This is a genomic window from Corynebacterium sp. H130, assembly GCF_037572395.1.
In the GTDB taxonomy this organism is placed as follows: Bacteria; Actinomycetota; Actinomycetes; order Mycobacteriales; family Mycobacteriaceae; genus Corynebacterium.
This window is the reverse complement of the sequence record NZ_JBBHLA010000005.1, coordinates 146,733-163,105: the sequence shown is the minus strand read 5'-3', so window position 1 is coordinate 163,105 and position 16,373 is coordinate 146,733. Positions and strand designations below refer to the sequence as shown.

Here is a 16,373-nt window from a genome sequence, read left to right as displayed (position 1 = left end):
TGGGTTCTATCTTCAAGGTCATCGGTGAGATCGTAGGCAACGCAAAGTAGCCTTACTCCAACAATTGGTTGCTTGACACAGCTGCGGAACTACCAAGTTCCGCAGCTCTTTCTTTTTCTCTCCGCTGTCAGATTCTGGCCTCCCCAGTCGTGTTATAGGTGAAAGTTAGAAAGGAACCTATGAATAGACAAGCAGAGGCCACACGCCTGGTCGGGGAATATTCCGATCTGATCGTTCGACTCTGTCATTCCTACCTGCAATCAACCGCCGATGCCGAGGACATCTGTCAAGAGGTGCTCCTCAAGGCACTCGACAACCGACAGCGTTTCACCAGCACCGAGCATGAAAAGGCCTGGATTATCCGAGTGACCTGCAATAAGTGCAAGGATCTGCTGAGGTCACCCGCCCGGCGGCTACGTGCAGAGGAGGCCGAGGCCGTCGATAAGCCTGCGCCGAGCTACGGCCCGCTTACCGACGCCATCGCCACGCTCCCCCGCGACCAAAGAATCGCTGTGTACCTGCATTACTACGAAGGCTACCGGGCAGCCGAGATTGCGGAGATGCTGCCCAGCACGCCGGATGCCGTGTATCAGATACTCAGCCGCGCCCGCGCCACGCTGCGGGAATCATTGATTGGAGATCGTCATGCTTGATAGGGATACGCTCATTCGTGAGCAGTTGGCCACAGAATACGAGCAGATTGGATTGTCGGAGGCACGGAAACAGCAGCTGATTGTGTCCCTTGCTCCTCGCAAGCGCACACCTGCCTTCGCCTGGCGCCGCGGAACCTCGCGTGTCCTCATCGCGGGAACCGCTGCGTTGGCTCTTGCGGGAAGCGCCGTGGCGGTAACCTCGTCAACTGGTATTACTCCTGCCGAGATGGCCTCTGATTTGTTTGGCCAGCCGGCGAAAACCGAAATTGTGGACAAGATTGGCAGGCCTATTGGGGCGTCGGATACGAGCAATGGTGTGCGAATTACAGCTGACTCTATTATTGGCGACGCACGCAACTTTGCGGTGGTGTACACGATCGAGAAGGAAGATGGCTCGGCGTTTGATCTGCCCGAACCGTCAGACAGTGGCTTGCTAAGGCTCAATTTCCAGCATTCGATGACCCGGATTCCGGGTGATGCCGGACTTGGAGGGAGCGCGTACTTCTTCGATCGAGATCCGGGCGATAATGCGATCCAATATGTCGAGCAGTCCTCAGTGTTCGGCATTGATTCGCTGCAAGGAAAAACCGCAAAGGTCAAACTCAAAGATCTGTCGTCGGTTGGCGGCACCATCGTGGCGGAGGGCACCTGGAAGCTTTCGTTCGATATTGGCTACGAGGAGATGAGCAAGGAACTTCCTGCGGGACAAAGAGCTGGTGAGACCACGGTGACTCGAGCCGAGGCGTCTCCGCTTGCCATCAACCTGGAGTATGAAGGCCCCAACTCACAACTCGGTCCGGCGGAAGCCACCCTGATAGGCGGCAACGCCATCCCTCTCACGTCGGGACCATTGTCCTGCCATCAAACGTTGGGTAAGCAACAGTGCAGCACGTCGCTGAGTTTTCCGCACCTCATGGATCCAGAGCAAGTGCAGGAACTCCGGTTGAATTAGGAACTGTGACGCTCACCAGTGAGCATTGTGAGCAGGAGAATGCTTCGGCCCGGAGCGTCCGCCGGGCAGAGAACCGAGTGTGGAATGTGGTCCCGCAAGTGCACCACTACGCCAGGCTCAAGGCGCGTTGTGGCCCCGGCGACCTCAAAATCCAGCTGTCCGGCAAGACACTGCACAGTAATCGGGTGGGCTGCCTTGTGCTCTGGCAACTCTTGCCCTGGCGCGAAGGTGAAGGCAATGATGTTGGCGCCGTCGCCCTGGAGCAGTCGCTGAACTGCTGGACGTGTGCGTTCAGGCTGAGCTTCGGGCGCCTGTTCCATCAGTCGCATCACAGTGGCATCGGCGCCAACAATCGCTGGAGCACCAAATGTTTCCGGCTTATTAGTATCCATAGGCCCTATTCAACCACTTCACCTTCCAGGAAGTCAGTGGCCTCATCCTTGCGACCCATGTCCTTGCACATGTCGAGGACGGTGGCACGAGTGGCTTCAACGACGGACTTGGCAAGCAGGTAGTTTGCACCACCGCCGAGAGCTGCACCGACGCCCATTGGAACGACCTTGCCGAGGGTGAACACACCGTAGCGGGTTCCGAAGCGTAGCGCGAAGTGGCGGGCGAGCAGGAAGTTGACCTGCTTCATCACCTCCACGGACTTCTTTTCCAGGAGGAAGTGGCCCCAGTCCTGCCCCGCGACTTCCTTCACTGCTGGCGAGTTGCTGCCACCGAGGAGAATGCTCATCACGAGGGCGCGCTCGTGCTCTTCGTCGGGAAGCTCAATGTTCATTACCTTCATGACGCCGTAGACGTGCGCGCAAGACAGGGCTAGGAAAGACACCGAGTCTGCGACAGCTCCGCCGAGGGCGGTGATGGTGCCGATGCCAGGCATGGTGGCGGCGGCACCTACTGCAGCGCCGGTGCCGGCGGTCTGCTGCATGAGGCGTCGTTCCAGGGTGGCGATGGCGTCTGCCTGGCTAATATTTGGGTCTTCGTCGTAAATGATCTCTACGTGCTTGTGGGCCAGGTACTTTGCCGGGCCAAAGGCCTGTTCGAAGGCCGCGGTCGGGTTGAGTTTTTCTGCCTGCTTCTTGGCGGATTCACCGATCTTGTTAAAAACGTCCTTGGCTGCCTTGATACGTGCGTCACTGAACATGAAAATAGCCCTTCCTTGGTGCATCAACTGTCTGTCACAAGCTTGGATGCACGGAAGGGCTGATTTGTTCCCGAGGTATTACTTCAATTCAAAGAAGCGCTTGTTTCCTACAAAACCAGGGGTCACGGCCAGGACACCGTTTTGAGCGTCAGCCGCTGGGACCTCAAATGGGAGGTTACCTGTGACTGTTGCACCGTTGTACATGACCTTGGAGGAATCGATGCGGTCAGGCGCCATGAGGAATGTATCGGTCCAAGAGATGCTGTTTCCGGATGGGGTGACAAAGTCGACCACTGGGAACAGGTACTCGCCTTCTGGCTTGTTGCCTTTGTACTTGTAGGTCAGGTTGACCAGGATCTGTTCATTACCAGGCTTGGCATCGTCGTTGTAAGGGTTTTCAGCCTTGATCTTAGCATCAGCCTTGAATTCGACGGAGTTCACTGTGACTTCCCAATCGTTGTTCTCGATGGTCGAACCGAGCGGCAGTGGGTTCTCGCGCGAGGTGCCCTTTTCGTCCTTGCCACCAACGAGGCCCTTCGGCGAGCCACCCGAGTTACCGCCGGACACAACGGTTTCACCGCCGGTGATCTCGTCGTCGATGTCCTTGAGGAAGTACACGAAAGCCATGACGCCCGCGATCATGGAACCGACCACGGCGATAGCGATGGCGGAGATGGCCGCAGCCTTGCCTTGGTTCTTCATGAACAGGGCGACGATGCCCATAATGAACGCGATTGGCAGTGCGATCCAGCCGACGACCATGACGGCCTTGATGCAGGCCAGGATCGTGCCAAGAATTGCCAGGCCAAGCGCGATGATGCCGAGGATATTGGTCTTCTTCGGTTCCTGAACCATCTGCTGCGGGTACTGCTGCTGCGCGAACTGTGGCTGGAACTGCTGCTGAGACTGTTGAAACGGCTGCTGCTGGAATGGCTGTTGCTGGAATGCTGGCTGCCCCTGGGAAGGAGGAGGCGGTGGCGGAGGGGTCTGCTGGTACGGCTGGGCCTGTGGTTGCGGCTGAGATTGAAGCTGCGGCTCTGGCGCTTGCTGAGGCTCAGAGGCACCAGGGAACGCCGGCCATTCCGGCTTGTTCTGCTGTGGCTGGTTGCCCGGCTGCTCAAATGGGTTCGTCACAAGAATCTCCAATTTTGATATCGATTTGCTACATCACAATACCTAACCACTGGCTGACGATTCTCGCGGGCAAATACCCCCATTTTTTGCTATAAATCACCCGCGTCACGTACTAGCATGTCCGCTACAGCCCTTGCGAACGCGATTGCTGCCCCCGCGTCGGCAAGTGCGAGCTTTTCGACGCCTACCGGATACACATCGACTTCCCCCAGCGACTCTCGACTGAGGCTCAGCTCATCCCACAATGCCGCCAGTTCAACGGCGACTGCGCGAGGCTTCTCCTTGAGCTCGTCCACTCGATCTGGCTTGATCCCGAGGCCTACGCGGGTTCCATTGGCCACGAGTTGCCCAAACCCGTCAAGGTTTTCGGAGCCACGAATGAGTTCGCGGGATACAAATACTTGAGGTACTTGCACGTCCCACTCAGGGGTGCTGAGGTGCAGAATGTCGGAGTTCATCAATTGTGGTTCGGGAATTGCCGGAATCGTTTCCCACTGCGTGGTGCCTTGCAAGCCTCCGGCGCGCACCACAGATAGAAGTGGTTCATCGACCTGGGTGATGACCTCACAAGAGAAGCGTTTGCACACGTCAGCGACGTGTTCCGCCAGCCCGAATTCAAGCCCTTCGCGGATATCGCGGAGAGCTCCCGGGTCGGTGATTGCCCGGTGTCCGTTGGACAGTTCCAGTGAGGCTGCCAGGGTCCACGGGCCTACGACGGAAACCTTGATCGATGGGACCGAGGTTCCCCACACCTGTTCGCACAGGTCAAGGTCCTCTTCCAGTCGATCCCACACCCGGCGCGTGACTAGCTGAGGCCGGTTGACCAGTTGCCAAGCTCGAGGCCCGGCCTCGACGTTGAAGGGCAGGAGGCCTGCTGTACGGCCGATGGGATCGGAGCCCAAACCGCGAGCGGGCAGCACCGGTAGGGGCAAAACTGAACATTCACCTGCGAGGACGTCGGCGGCGTCGACAAGCGAGGTGCCCGGCATGACTCCTAGCGCGTGGTGCATGAGATAGTACCGGAGCCGAGGACGATGTCACCGTCTGCGTCGGGTAGGTAGAGGACGGCGGCCTGGCCACGCGCAACGCCTTCGAGGGGTTCGTGCAGCTTCAGCTCCATCTTCTCCGGGCCGATTTCTGCCGTACACGGTACAACTTCGCCGTGTGCGCGCACCTGGACTTGGCATTCGATGGTGCCAGTCATTGCTGTGTGCAGGACTTTGAGGCGGTCGGCAGTGATCCCGGTGACGGCCAGGTCGGCTCGAGAGCCGACTGTCACTTCGCCGGTGGCAGCGTTGATGTCCGTGACGTAGCGTGGCTTGCCGTCGGCGGCCGGCTGCTTGATGTCGAGGCCCTTGCGCTGGCCGATGGTGAACTCGTGGACGCCCTGGTGTTGCTTCAGGACGTGGCCCTCCTGATCCTTGATCAGGCCAGGTCGCAGACCGATGTGCTTGCCCAGGAAGGCCTGGGTGTTGCCGTCCGGAATGAAGCAGATGTCATAGGAATCCGGCTTCTTTGCCACGGAAAACCCGTGCCGAGCGGCCTCTTCCCTAATTTGCGGCTTCGGGGTGTCTCCTACCGGGAACATGCAGTGGTCGAGTTCCTCGCGGGTCAGCACGCCGAGGACGTAGGACTGGTCCTTTTGCGGGTCGTCGCCGCGGCGCAGGTGACCATCGATGATCTTGGCGTAGTGGCCGGTGGCTACGGCATCGAAGCCGAGCGCCATGGCTCGTTCAAGCAGCGCACGGAATTTGATCTTCTCGTTGCAGCGCAGGCAAGGGTTTGGGGTTTCGCCGCGTTCGTAGGAGTCGACAAAGTCATCGATGACATCTTCTTTGAAGCGATCCGAGAAATCCCACACGTAGAACGGGATGCCGAGCTTGTCGCAGACCCGGCGCGCGTCCGCGGAATCCTCCAAGGAGCAGCAGCCACGAGCGGATTCACGCACGGCTTGTGGATCGCGCGAGAGCGCCAGATGCACCCCAACCACGTCATGGCCGGCCTCTACTGCGCGGGCTGCCGCCACCGCGCTATCGACGCCGCCACTCATTGCTGCCAGAACTCGCATGTTTTCCCCTTTCAGGTGGACTAGCTTAGTCGACGGTAGCCTGGGGTCATGAATGTCCACTACCGGCTGGTATTTGACGACTATGTGCTCGAGCGTTGTGGCTCGCACGTGCGCATCACTCGCGGCGGCAAAAATTGGTATTGGTACAACGGCTCGGTGACGTGGCGCTTTGACGATGACCTTCCTCTCGCACAGCCGGGCTTCCGTCTCCCTAGGTGGGAGGGGATCGCCGTCCTCGCGCTGGACGATGATGAGTTTTACGAGGAGCTCGGCGAGCACACGGTATCAGAAACCGAGTTCCTCGGTCGCCCCGCTCTGGAGCTAGTCATGGAACCCCGCGCGTCTGTCATCGTGGACAAAGAGACCGGGGTGCGGCTGGGGCTGCGGTCACCGCGCGCATCGCTCTTATCGACGTCCTTCGAACTCCTTCCCGGTTCTCTGAATGCCACGTGGACCGGGCCAACCAGAAAGATCGTGTTGCCCACGGAATTCGAGGGACGGGTCGTCGATACTCTGCCCGCTTTGGACACCGAGCTGCGGGTGATCACCAACCGGCACGAGCTGCAGGGCGAGCTGGAAGAGTACCGCGTGGGCAATCACGTGCCACTCGCGCTGCAATTTTCCACGGGCCAGGCTTGGCACCCGCAATGCGAGCAGACCATTCGTGGCTGGGTTCATATTGATAACGGTGAACCGGACCCCAACTGGCACGGCTTGCTGATCAGCAGGGGCTGGACCGCGACCTACTCCACCAACGAACCGCGACGCGGGGATCAGGAACTGACCGGTTTCTTCTATGACCTCGACAATCTCCATTGCCCAGTCACTTACGTGGAGATCACGGCGATCCATGCAGTCCTGTCGCATGCAGATGCTGAAGAGCAGCACTTCCTTCCGGTAGCCGATGCCTCTGCAGTCCCTACGGCGGGTGAGTGGAAAGCGGAGGAATTCATCATTGATGGGTTCAGCGTCGATCCCCCGCCGCTGGTGCAGTGGCAGCCAGGCTACGGGTACATGCTCGCCGACGATGAGGTGCTATGGGCAGCATGCGTCGATATTCCAGCTGTTGACGCCTATTCCTTGGAGACGGGCGAATTGCTGCGGCGGGTGCACGTCCCCGCGCCACTAGACCAGCATCGGAAGTTGGAAGCCGATCCTGAACATGGCGTCGTGATGACTTATGGGGAGCAGATTTTTGTGCTTCACTCCGGGAAGACTTTTTCCGGTTCCACTGAGTTGCAGACAACAAACCCGATGTGCCGGGAATTTGATCACGGAATCTCGCTTCGCAACCGCATTGATTCTGTCACCGACACTGACCAGATGATGCTCGTCATCGCCGGCGTATCCGAAATTCCGCTCACCTCCCCTGAGCCCGTTCCCGTAGGAATTAGCACTTTCATCCGAATTGATGCATTTTGGTTTGCAGGCCTCATCGTCACGATCGTGGGTGATAAGGTGCGGTTCTTCACGGCGGAGGGATCAGAAACTGCTCCCCTTGCTGGGATTGATTGGGTGAACGCTCAGCGGTTCCACAGCGTCATCATGGAATGGTCGGAAGAAAGCACCCGATTCTTTGATCCTGCGGACGGCTCGCTTATTACTTCGTTTGAGGGATCCGTCGAGAGGATCGTGCGCGGTGCACCCGAACACCTTGTTGTGCTCGCCGATCAGAAGATCTGGCAGTGGCGGCCAGAAAACGATTGGACCTTTGTGGAGGCATCTTTTGAATAAGCAGGACCTTACGCGCTTGTATGCCCGGGCCGAATGTGTGACGTACCAAGTCACCGTCGAGGTCACTGGCACACCACCTGGCCCACCGGAACAATTCATGTTCTTTGGCCCCACGGTCTTGTTTCACCCCAACTGGAATGGGGCCACAATCAGCCGCTGGGATTACCGCGGGCTACTCACCATCTCCCGAGATGATAAGCCACTGGCCATCCGAAACCGGGAGTCGATGTGGGTCTTTGGCCGCACCGGAGACGAGGAGATACCAGGCCACTACCCTTCGGGCACTTTGCTCACCTCGATCGAACCGAACCCCTTCCTAGCTCGAATCTGGAGCCAAGAATTCGATCTCCACGGCAACAGCAGCGTGATCAGTCGCCCGACGTGGCGACTGAAATATGATCAAGTCCTCGTTGACGTCGATCAAGAATATGGCATCGTCCTGGCCGCTGAGTACCCAGATTTCCGCATTACAGCCTCCTCCCTCACCATCCTCGACTTCTTCGACGCCGTCTGGAATGGGCCCACGGTCCCCCGCGATGAATTCGGCAATGTCATCAGCCCCAAACCAGCACCCACCCTTCCGGGTTCGATCGACCGCCTCCCGCCGCTTACCGACGGCCGACTCCGCATCCACGTGACAAAGGACGCACTCGAATACCACAAGGTCGATTGGACCGTCGGCGACGTCACCCCGATGCCACTTCGCTTCAACACCTCTCCCGGCGCGATTTCGGGGTTGCAGTGCGAAGTGAGGTGCCAGGTTAGACATGACGGGCAGCCTCCGGTCGTCGAGAAGCAGAAAGCGTGGTGGCACGGACTCGCGCTTGGCGACGGCTGGTGCGCACAGCTCATCTCGGACAGTCCGATATCTGGCGATGTCACTCTCGCGGGGCATTTCAGCTGGTGGGCTTACGACATTGACCGCACGAACACTTGGCTGCAGATCGAATCCTTGTATGCGGTCGTGTCGGACAACAATGATGTGGTGTTGCAGCAGCTTGCTACGGCTGAGGAGGAGTTCAACGATTACTCCCCCAACGGCTGGCAAACGAAGGGATACATCGTGGATGCAACTGTCGTCCCGTTGTCTAAGGCTCCGGTTTCGGAGCAGGTTTTCCAGGCGGGGCATGTGGCAGCGGATGAGAAGTATCTTTGGATCGCTGCCGTCGGGTTGCCGCTGGTTGAGGCCTACGATGCACGTACCGGTGAGTTCAGCCATCGGGTTTCTTTGGCTGCTCCAATTGGCCGCGATCCGCTGCTGAAGTTGGCCTCTGAAAGCCAGGTGGTGGCGGTGCTCCATGGAGAGGTATTCCCGCTGGGCGAAGCTCCGATTGCTTTCGCCGATTCATCGATTGACCGCTTCATCGAGCCTTACCGCGGGGTGTCGGTGAAACACGACTGGGGGTCGGTGGAGTTTTGGGGCGATGAGCTGCTGGTTTCTTTTGAACGACAAGGCGCGCAGCGAATCGTCGATGCCACGCCTGAACGCATCCGGATGCTCACCACTGGGCGGTTGCACCAGTGGACACCGGAGACCGGGTGGACCTCGATGGCGCTGACAGGTGGATCGTTCGTATTGTAGGCATTGCACCCGATTCCATATTTCTGTATTTTTAGAATTATGGATTTGGAGCAACGTATTGATGACTTAGAACGTCGACTAGCAGCGCTGGAGGCTCAGCAGCCTTCACTGGAAAACGGCGTCGTCAGCTTCCAGGGCGACGTCTTACTCGGCGATCGCACCTACCAGTACGCGTGGACCCGTCCAGCCAGCCATTTGACTGGCGCTGCCTTTTTCGAATCCCTCGAGCGCGTCAGTGCGCTCGCCCACCCCATCCGACACGCCATCCTGGCCCGACTCCTCGAAGGTCCCGCCAGCGTCAACGACCTGGTCGAGAGTGGCATTTCCTCCTCAGGCACCGCCTACCACCACCTCAGCGCGCTGCAATCCGCCGGCTGGGTACGCAAAACCCACGGCACCTTTGAAATCCCACCCGCCCGCGTCATCCCACTACTCACGATCATCGCAGCTAGCGAGGACCACACATGAGAAAAGCACTGGCCATCGCCATAGGGCTCGCGACAGTCGCAGCACTCGTCGTTTTCGGCCCCCAACCTGTAAAGCTTGCCGACACCCAAACCGGCAATCCCCAACTAGCAACCTTTCTTGCCGATAACTCCCCGCGAGGCGCCCACAACGTCACCGCGTTCGTTCTCGAAGGCGATCAACCAGTATTCGCAGGACTCGGCGCCGACCAGCACACTGAGGTGGAGATCGGCTCCGTAACTAAGACCTTCACAGCGGAATTGCTCCGACAGGCCATCGAAAAGGGCACAGTTCGGCTGGACACTAAAGTTTCCGACATCATCGACACTCGCGGTGCCCCGATTGGCTCTGCAACCCTTGAGCAGCTCGCCAACCACGAGGCCGGCCTGCCACGGAACCCGGGGTTGGGTTTCCTTCCGCTTTTCATTGAGCGCAACCCTTATGCCGAGGTGGATCGCCAGAAGATCTTTGACATGGCCCTGGATGCGAAATTGAAAGGCCAGGGCGAGCGCAATTATTCGAACCTCGGCGTCGCTTTTCTAGGCCAATTGCTGGCAGAAAAAGACGGCCGGACCTGGGAAAAGATGGTCGAGCAAGACATTTTCACTCCTTTGGGAATGAATGAGTCGTACGTGGCCACTATTGGTAGCGCTACGGACGCACCGCAGGGACTCAACGGGCGCGGAAAACCTGCCGCCAACTGGGAAATGGACGGCTACGCCCCAGCCGGTTCAATCCGCTCCACCGCCCACGACATGGCACTATTTGCCGCGCATTTGCGACGCGTCGGAGTCCCGTCCTACGCCTGGAAGCACAGCTCTTACGGCGCTTCCCACAACGGTGGCACTGGCGGTTACCGAACCATTCTGATTGTGGACCCTTCCGGATCAAAGGTGGCGTTTGCTAATACCGACTCAACCGCGAGCCTGGATGACCTTGGAAAGGAGATGCTGTCATGGTCTTGATCCCCACCGCATGCGTTTTGTGGCTCGCTTTTGAGATCTACTACACGAAGAGGCGATCTCCGCTAATGGCGGTTGTGAATGCGTTGGTGACGCTTGGTTCCGTTTGGTTCATTTGCATGGGGCCGGTCGAATGGACGACCAAGGCCCCGATCGGATTGTGGTGGGTGATTGCGCTGCTTTGCGGCGCGCTCGCCGCCGTTTCGACCTGGCCACGCCATAACTAATATGTTCGATTTTAACTCCATTCACTGTTGTCACAGATTTGAAATAGCTATTGCGTTCTAATGTAGATACGGTAGAATGGAGTTATGAATTTCGGGGGAATGAATACGCTTACCAAGGTCAAGGAGTTGCTTCAGCACTCCGTCGACTTTGGTGAGTCTTTCGAGAATTTTCCCGAACTTGTGGAGATCAAGGAGCTTATCGCCCGTCTGGAAACTGACATGGCAACCGGGCGCGAGCGACATGAGCTGGAACGTGCCGGCGTATCTGCGGGCGAAGCCCGACGCATTCATCGACGCTCACTCAGCCCCTGGAAAACCGGGGTCTCCGCCGAGCATCAGGACCTCATCCTCTCGGCACTGGAAAAGCTTTCTTCTGCATCCAACCGACGAACCGAGATTTACGAGCTGGCTGCTGCATCTGCGCTCGATTCCACGCCCAAGGCGACGCACGCCTACGCAAAGCAGCTTGTCCGGGAGGAAAATCGCCGGCTGGCGAAGGACCCGCACGAGGCCTACAACCAGCGTCGCTTCCAGCTGCGCGAACAAGACGAACACGGTGGATGCAGCTTCCACGGCTACGCCCCGGCCGCCCACGCTGCCCTGCTCAAGTCTCTCATGGACGATGCATGGCGTGGCGAACAGGCCACCGATGATCGTCGCAAAGAAGACACCCGCACCGTCGCGCAACGCCACGCCGACAACTTCTTCCAAGTCCTACGTTGGGCATCCACCACCCGCGTCGACAACACCGGACACCGCTCTCTCGTCATCGGAGTCACCGAAGAGGACGAATTCAATTGGGAAACCAAATTCAGCAGCAATGTTGGTATTGACCTCACCCTCTTCGACCTCGCGCTCCTCGACGGCCACCGGATCACCGACTACATCGTCGTCCATGACCACAACGGCGCAGTTAAAACCCTGGTCACAGCAAGCCGATCCGCAAACTTCCACCAACGCCTAGCAATGTTCTCCCGGGACGGCTGCTGCGCCTCCCCTGGCTGCGACGAAGCAATCAGCCGATGCGAATCCCACCACGTACTCCCCTGGAGCCGCGGAGGCCCCACCAGTATCGACAACCTGGCCCCGCTGTGCCCGAAACACCACGGCTGGAACGACGACAGTTACGTCGAAGCCCACATAGCGATGGTGCTGAGCGGACTGCCCGTCCAGGTGTGCGCCGACGGAACCCATCGAAGAAACAACAGCCCACAAGCTCGAAGATCCAACGCTCGAAGGCTAACTAAAGACGACTAGCGACCCCGCTAAACAACAAGCGGGGCCGCTAGCGCGCGTGCATCAAATGCTACTCAGCAGAGATCGGCAAGTACACGCGATCACCACCAGCAGCGAACTCCTCAGACTTCTCCTTCATGCCAGCCTCAATAGCCTCAACAGAAGTCAACCCCTTCGACTCCGCATAGTCCCGCACATCCTGCGAGATACGCATCGAGCAGAACTTCGGACCGCACATCGAACAGAAGTGCGCCGTCTTCGCAGGCTCAGCAGGCAGCGTCTCATCGTGGTACTCCAGCGCCGTATCCGGATCCAGCGCCAGTGCAAACTGGTCATGCCAACGGAACTCGAAACGAGCCTTCGACAGCGCATCATCACGTTCCTGGGCGTGCGGATGCTGCTTGGCGAGGTCAGCTGCGTGAGCTGCGATCTTGTACGTAATCACGCCCACCTTCACATCATCGCGATTCGGCAGACCCAGGTGCTCCTTCGGGGTGACGTAGCACAGCATCGCCGTACCAGCCTGGGCGATCATTGCTGCACCAATAGCCGAGGTGATGTGGTCATAGCCCGGCGCGATGTCAGTGGCCAGTGGGCCAAGGGTGTAGAACGGCGCGCCATGGCACCAATCCTCTTCCCACTCCACGTTGACCGGAATCTTGTGCATCGGCACGTGGCCCGGGCCCTCGATCATGACCTGGACGCCGCGGGAACGAGCGATCAAGGTGAGCTCGCCGAGGGTACGCAGCTCGGACAGCTGCGCCTCGTCGTTAGCGTCGGCAATGGAGCCTGGGCGCAAGCCGTCGCCAAGCGAGAACGTGACGTCGTACTTAGCCAGGATGTCGCAGAGCTCAGCGAAGTTCTCGTACAGGAAGGACTCGCGGTGCTCCTTCAGGCACCACGCAGCCATGATGGAACCACCACGGGACACGATGCCAGTGACACGATCAGCAGCCAGCGGGATGTAACGCAACAGCACGCCCGCGTGGACGGTCATGTAGTCAACGCCCTGCTCGCACTGCTCGATGATCGTTTCCTTGTAGATCTCCCACGTCAGCTTGGTTGGATCGCCCTTAACCTTTTCCAATGCCTGGTAGATCGGCACGGTACCAACTGGCACTGGGGAGTTGCGCAGGATCCACTCGCGAGTCTCGTGGATGTCCTTGCCCGTGGACAGGTCCATGATGGTGTCCGCACCCCAGCGGGTCGCCCACACCATCTTCTCCACCTCTTCGGAGATGGAAGAAGTGACAGCAGAGTTGCCGATGTTGGCGTTAATCTTCACCGCGAACGCCTTACCGATGATCATCGGCTCAATCTCCGGGTGATTCTTGTTCGCGCAAATAACAGCGCGACCAGCAGCAACCTCGGAGCGCACGAACTCAGGGGTCATGCCCTCACGAGCCGCACAGTACGCCATCTCAGGTGTGATCACACCGGCGCGAGCCCACGCCAGCTGCGTCTGCACCTTCAATTCAGGGTGCTCTTCGGACGCAGGAACTGCCTCGTGGCGCTCCCACGTACGCACTGGCTCCAGGCCCTTTTCCAGGTCCAGAGTTGGGTTATCCTCCGTGTAGATACCCGAGGTGTCGTACACGTCGAAATGCTCACCAGTGGTCAGATCGATGCGACGCGCTGGAATGCGAAGCGTCAGATCACCAAAGGGAACTTCGTTGTAAACCTTGTGACTGCGGTAAATCGGTCCCGTGGTGACGGTTCCGTTTTCAGGCAGAGCAGACTTAGACATGAAATTCCTCCCTACGCCGGCATTATCCGGACAGGTTAAACGGTCGACGCTCCGCGTGTTGCGTCCTCTCAGCAAAGAATCGGCTTTGCTCCCGTGTGACAAAATGGTTGTCTCAGTCTAACAAATCCTCGGGCGTATGAACCGGTTTTTCAAGAACTGAAGAAACCACCGGCGCCCACGGCATCCCCAGCTCCGACGGCTGGAGCAATTGGGACTTCCCCACCTCCAGCGTTCCCTCCCGTAGCACCGCGATGTCCGAGGCAAACTCCCAAGCAAAATCCACATCATGAGTGGTCAACACGACGGCACAATCCAGCCCCGCAAGCACCGACAATAGAGAGCGCACCGCGATTGGGTCGAGGCCAGCCGTCGGCTCGTCGAGAAGCAAAAAGCGCGGTCGCATGGCCAGTGCCCCAGCGAGTGCGACAAGTTTGCGCTGCCCGTAGGAGAGCCGGTGAGGCACGCGGTCGGCGAGGTGGGTGACGCCGGCAAGCCCCATGGCATCGGCAACCCGCTTTTCGACGTCCGACGCCCCCAAGTTCACCGGGCCGTAGGAGATGTCTTGCAAGACGGTCGGGGCGAAGAGTTGATCGTCGGGTTCCTGGAGGACCAGCTGAACTTGTTCGCGGATGTGGCGACGACCGCGGCGAGAATAGTCGTAGGGCTTCTCGAGCGAAATAGTCCCCTCGGCTGGTCGCCACGCGCCCGCCATGAGTTTGAGCAGGGTCGACTTTCCGGAACCGTTGGCGCCGAGGATCGCTAGTCGGGCACCCGCAGGGACGTCAAGAGAGATGCCACGGAGCACCCAGTCGTCGTGTTTGAACGACACATTGTCAAGTTTCATGTCAGGACCCATAGTGCGACAAAGCAGGCGCATGTAGCAAGTACGAAACCCCACCTAACGGGGCGTTTTACGGTCGAAACGGCGAGCGAGGCCGGATCGCCGCGAAGCTCCAAACCTTCCTGCAACGCGCGGGCGCGGAGGAAAGTAATGAGGAACAGCGAGCTCGCCTGCATCCCTGCGGAGGAGATACTCAGGCGACCGAGTCTCTGCGCCTGTGCCTGCCTCATCGACACGGCCGTTTGCGCCATACTTCCGATAAAGCGATACATCAGCGACACCACCTCCGACAGCGCTCGCGGCAGCCGAAGGAATCCCAAAATTTCAGGAAGAGGTGTGGTGAGCGCGAACAGCATCGTCGCGGTCATGGCAACGGTAGAGCGAATCACGACGTAAACAGCGTTTTCCCAACCAAGATAGGTGATACCGTCCGCCCCAAAGCTAAAGATCAGTGGCCCCACCCCCACGGCGATGAACGCCGCAGGAGCAGCCACGAGCACCGTCAGCAGACGAGGCGGGACATGAATCCACGCTGCTGCGCCAATCAAGATGACAAAAATGGGCAGCAAGCCCCGTGGTGGCAGGATCAAGGTCAGCAGGAGAAGCCCCAGGAAGAACAGGGCTTTCTCCCCCACATTGACCTGCGCCCAGCGACTAGACGCCGCTGCTCGTTCGATTGGATTCACGGTTACGACCGCGGTAGAAGCCCAGAGCATACCCGAGGACGCCCGCCCCCACGGCAGCCTGCAGCGCGAACAACCCGGACTCTACTTCGCCGGGCAGCTCACCAACGAGCGGAGCAGCCCACGGCTCATACTCGGGTGCTTGCTCAGCGACGACCGCTTCCGCGCCTGCGTCAGATCCTTCAAATTCGGAGTTTAAGAAGAACATTGGGGCGGCAGCAATGATTAGTGCTGCAATAATCAGGAGCCAGTTTTTCATGCTCGCACCCCCAACATCCGCAGTTCCGGCAAAGCGATAGTGGTCACCGTACGGAACAGCACCACCGTGACCAAGGCCTCCACCACGGCCAGCGGCAGCTGAGTAGGCGCATACAACGCGAGGAAAGTCCCCGCGGAGCCGATGAAACCACCATCATGATGCGCAAGTGCCAATTGGAGGGCCGTCACCACATAGGTGGAGAGATCACCGAAGAACGCCGCACAGAATACTGCTACGTCACGGCCTACGTTCTTTAGAAGCGTCCACACCCCAAAAGCAACCCACGGGCCCACGACACCCATGGAAAACACGTTGGCGCCGAGCGTGGTCAACCCACCATGAGCTAGCAACAGGGATTGGAAAATCAACACCACCGTGGCTATGAATGCCATGACGGGTGGCCGGAACACGATGGCCCCGAACCCGGTACCAGTGGGGTGGGAAGACGACCCCGTTACAGACGGGATCTTTAGAGCAGACAACACAAAAGTGAAGGCTCCAGCTGCTCCCAGCAGCATTTTGGTTTCCGGGTTTTCCCGGACTTGTTTGTTCACAGCCAATGCACCGTGAACTACAAACGGCGTGGCAAGTGCTGCCCAACCCACCGCATGTTCGATTGGCAAAAAGCCTTCAGCAATATGCATGAGGATCTACTTTCGACATGAGGTCCGCCATCTCAC

18 protein-coding genes and 1 riboswitch are annotated in these 16,373 nt (G+C 58.8%); of the genes, 8 read left to right on the top strand and 10 right to left on the bottom strand.

The annotated features are described in order from the left end of the window. The first annotated feature begins 179 nt into the window (after positions 1-179). Positions 180-653, top strand: coding sequence for an RNA polymerase sigma factor (locus WG939_RS10600; RefSeq protein ID WP_339985554.1), 474 nt, complete (start codon positions 180-182; stop codon positions 651-653). Then, complete coding sequence (locus WG939_RS10595) at positions 646-1,605, top strand: DUF4179 domain-containing protein (RefSeq protein WP_339985552.1); 960 nt, start codon at positions 646-648, stop codon at positions 1,603-1,605. Before WG939_RS10600 ends, WG939_RS10595 begins: the two co-directional genes overlap by 8 nt. On the opposite strand, the gene WG939_RS10590 is transcribed toward WG939_RS10595, so the two are convergent. From WG939_RS10590 to mnmA, 5 genes are all read right to left on the bottom strand, one after another. Continuing rightward, entirely contained in the window at positions 1,602-1,997 is a 396-nt protein-coding gene (locus WG939_RS10590; protein ID WP_339985550.1) for a cupin domain-containing protein, read from the bottom strand. The genes WG939_RS10595 and WG939_RS10590 overlap by 4 nt on opposite strands. A 5-nt stretch (positions 1,998-2,002) precedes the next feature. Further along, positions 2,003-2,755: a hypothetical protein gene (locus WG939_RS10585; RefSeq protein WP_339985548.1), complete on the bottom strand. Its 753-nt coding sequence runs from the start codon at positions 2,753-2,755 to the stop codon at positions 2,003-2,005. A 78-nt stretch (positions 2,756-2,833) separates the two neighbouring features. Beyond that, positions 2,834-3,889: a hypothetical protein gene (locus WG939_RS10580; RefSeq protein WP_339985546.1), complete on the bottom strand. Its 1,056-nt coding sequence runs from the start codon at positions 3,887-3,889 to the stop codon at positions 2,834-2,836. An 89-nt stretch (positions 3,890-3,978) separates the two neighbouring features. Beyond that, the gene (locus WG939_RS10575) at positions 3,979-4,878 is read right to left on the bottom strand and encodes a hypothetical protein (protein WP_339985544.1); all 900 of its coding nucleotides are present in this window, start codon (positions 4,876-4,878) and stop codon (positions 3,979-3,981) included. Positions 4,879-4,883: 5 nt separating this feature from the next. Then, complete coding sequence (mnmA, locus tag WG939_RS10570; protein ID WP_339985541.1) at positions 4,884-5,957, bottom strand: tRNA 2-thiouridine(34) synthase MnmA; 1,074 nt, start codon at positions 5,955-5,957, stop codon at positions 4,884-4,886. 48 nt (positions 5,958-6,005) lie between these two features. Here mnmA and WG939_RS10565 point away from each other — a divergent pair, with 48 nt between their 5' ends. The 6 genes from WG939_RS10565 (at position 6,006) to WG939_RS10540 (ending at position 12,184) form a co-directional block, all read left to right on the top strand. Then, complete coding sequence (locus WG939_RS10565; protein ID WP_339985538.1) at positions 6,006-7,691, top strand: hypothetical protein; 1,686 nt, start codon at positions 6,006-6,008, stop codon at positions 7,689-7,691. After that, positions 7,684-9,273 carry a hypothetical protein gene (locus WG939_RS10560; RefSeq protein ID WP_339985536.1) on the top strand — a complete coding sequence of 530 codons (1,590 nt, stop codon included), beginning with the start codon at positions 7,684-7,686 and terminating at the stop codon, positions 9,271-9,273. Before WG939_RS10565 ends, WG939_RS10560 begins: the two co-directional genes overlap by 8 nt. A gap of 39 nt (positions 9,274-9,312) precedes the next feature. Continuing rightward, positions 9,313-9,741, top strand: a complete 429-nt coding sequence (locus tag WG939_RS10555; RefSeq protein ID WP_339985534.1) for an ArsR/SmtB family transcription factor — start codon at positions 9,313-9,315, stop codon at positions 9,739-9,741. Beyond that, a complete protein-coding gene (locus WG939_RS10550; RefSeq protein ID WP_339985532.1) occupies positions 9,738-10,703 on the top strand; it encodes a serine hydrolase domain-containing protein in 966 nt (321 codons plus the stop codon). The genes WG939_RS10555 and WG939_RS10550 overlap by 4 nt, the downstream gene beginning before the upstream one ends. Further along, positions 10,694-10,927: a hypothetical protein gene (locus WG939_RS10545; protein ID WP_339985530.1), complete on the top strand. Its 234-nt coding sequence runs from the start codon at positions 10,694-10,696 to the stop codon at positions 10,925-10,927. The genes WG939_RS10550 and WG939_RS10545 overlap by 10 nt, the downstream gene beginning before the upstream one ends. A gap of 84 nt (positions 10,928-11,011) precedes the next feature. Beyond that, positions 11,012-12,184, top strand: a complete 1,173-nt coding sequence (locus WG939_RS10540) for an HNH endonuclease signature motif containing protein (RefSeq protein WP_339985528.1) — start codon at positions 11,012-11,014, stop codon at positions 12,182-12,184. A gap of 49 nt (positions 12,185-12,233) precedes the next feature. On the opposite strand, the gene thiC is transcribed toward WG939_RS10540, so the two are convergent. From thiC to WG939_RS10515, 5 genes are all read right to left on the bottom strand, one after another. Further along, the gene (thiC, locus tag WG939_RS10535) at positions 12,234-13,910 is read right to left on the bottom strand and encodes a phosphomethylpyrimidine synthase ThiC (protein WP_339985526.1); all 1,677 of its coding nucleotides are present in this window, start codon (positions 13,908-13,910) and stop codon (positions 12,234-12,236) included. Next, positions 13,902-14,015, bottom strand: a riboswitch (TPP riboswitch). Its footprint overlaps the gene before it by 9 nt. Positions 14,016-14,022: 7 nt before the next feature. Further along, entirely contained in the window at positions 14,023-14,754 is a 732-nt protein-coding gene (locus WG939_RS10530; protein WP_339985523.1) for an energy-coupling factor ABC transporter ATP-binding protein, read from the bottom strand. Continuing rightward, positions 14,751-15,437, bottom strand: a complete 687-nt coding sequence (locus WG939_RS10525) for an energy-coupling factor transporter transmembrane component T family protein (RefSeq protein ID WP_339985521.1) — start codon at positions 15,435-15,437, stop codon at positions 14,751-14,753. The genes WG939_RS10530 and WG939_RS10525 overlap by 4 nt, the downstream gene beginning before the upstream one ends. After that, entirely contained in the window at positions 15,406-15,693 is a 288-nt protein-coding gene (locus WG939_RS10520; RefSeq protein WP_339985519.1) for an energy-coupling factor ABC transporter substrate-binding protein, read from the bottom strand. Before WG939_RS10520 ends, WG939_RS10525 begins: the two co-directional genes overlap by 32 nt. After that, on the bottom strand, positions 15,690-16,337 hold the full coding sequence (locus WG939_RS10515; protein WP_339985517.1) for an energy-coupling factor ABC transporter permease: 648 nt from the start codon (positions 16,335-16,337) through the stop codon (positions 15,690-15,692). The genes WG939_RS10520 and WG939_RS10515 overlap by 4 nt, the downstream gene beginning before the upstream one ends. Positions 16,338-16,373: the final 36 nt, after the last annotated feature.

Excerpts from the sequence above, each read along its gene's own strand:
- WG939_RS10600 (WP_339985554.1), top strand. The coding sequence starts at position 180 with ATGAATAGACAAGCAGAGGCCACACGCCTGGTCGGGGAATATTCCGAT.
- WG939_RS10595 (WP_339985552.1), top strand. The coding sequence starts at position 646 with ATGCTTGATAGGGATACGCTCATTCGTGAGCAGTTGGCCACAGAATAC.
- WG939_RS10590 (WP_339985550.1), bottom strand. The coding sequence starts at position 1,997 with ATGGATACTAATAAGCCGGAAACATTTGGTGCTCCAGCGATTGTTGGC.
- WG939_RS10585 (WP_339985548.1), bottom strand. The coding sequence starts at position 2,755 with ATGTTCAGTGACGCACGTATCAAGGCAGCCAAGGACGTTTTTAACAAG.
- WG939_RS10575 (WP_339985544.1), bottom strand. The coding sequence starts at position 4,878 with ATGCCGGGCACCTCGCTTGTCGACGCCGCCGACGTCCTCGCAGGTGAA.
- mnmA (WP_339985541.1), bottom strand. The coding sequence starts at position 5,957 with ATGCGAGTTCTGGCAGCAATGAGTGGCGGCGTCGATAGCGCGGTGGCG.
- WG939_RS10565 (WP_339985538.1), top strand. The coding sequence starts at position 6,006 with ATGAATGTCCACTACCGGCTGGTATTTGACGACTATGTGCTCGAGCGT.
- WG939_RS10555 (WP_339985534.1), top strand. The coding sequence starts at position 9,313 with ATGGATTTGGAGCAACGTATTGATGACTTAGAACGTCGACTAGCAGCG.
- WG939_RS10550 (WP_339985532.1), top strand. The coding sequence starts at position 9,738 with ATGAGAAAAGCACTGGCCATCGCCATAGGGCTCGCGACAGTCGCAGCA.
- WG939_RS10545 (WP_339985530.1), top strand. The coding sequence starts at position 10,694 with ATGGTCTTGATCCCCACCGCATGCGTTTTGTGGCTCGCTTTTGAGATC.
- WG939_RS10540 (WP_339985528.1), top strand. The coding sequence starts at position 11,012 with ATGAATTTCGGGGGAATGAATACGCTTACCAAGGTCAAGGAGTTGCTT.
- thiC (WP_339985526.1), bottom strand. The coding sequence starts at position 13,910 with ATGTCTAAGTCTGCTCTGCCTGAAAACGGAACCGTCACCACGGGACCG.
- WG939_RS10530 (WP_339985523.1), bottom strand. The coding sequence starts at position 14,754 with ATGAAACTTGACAATGTGTCGTTCAAACACGACGACTGGGTGCTCCGT.
- WG939_RS10520 (WP_339985519.1), bottom strand. The coding sequence starts at position 15,693 with ATGAAAAACTGGCTCCTGATTATTGCAGCACTAATCATTGCTGCCGCC.
- WG939_RS10515 (WP_339985517.1), bottom strand. The coding sequence starts at position 16,337 with ATGCATATTGCTGAAGGCTTTTTGCCAATCGAACATGCGGTGGGTTGG.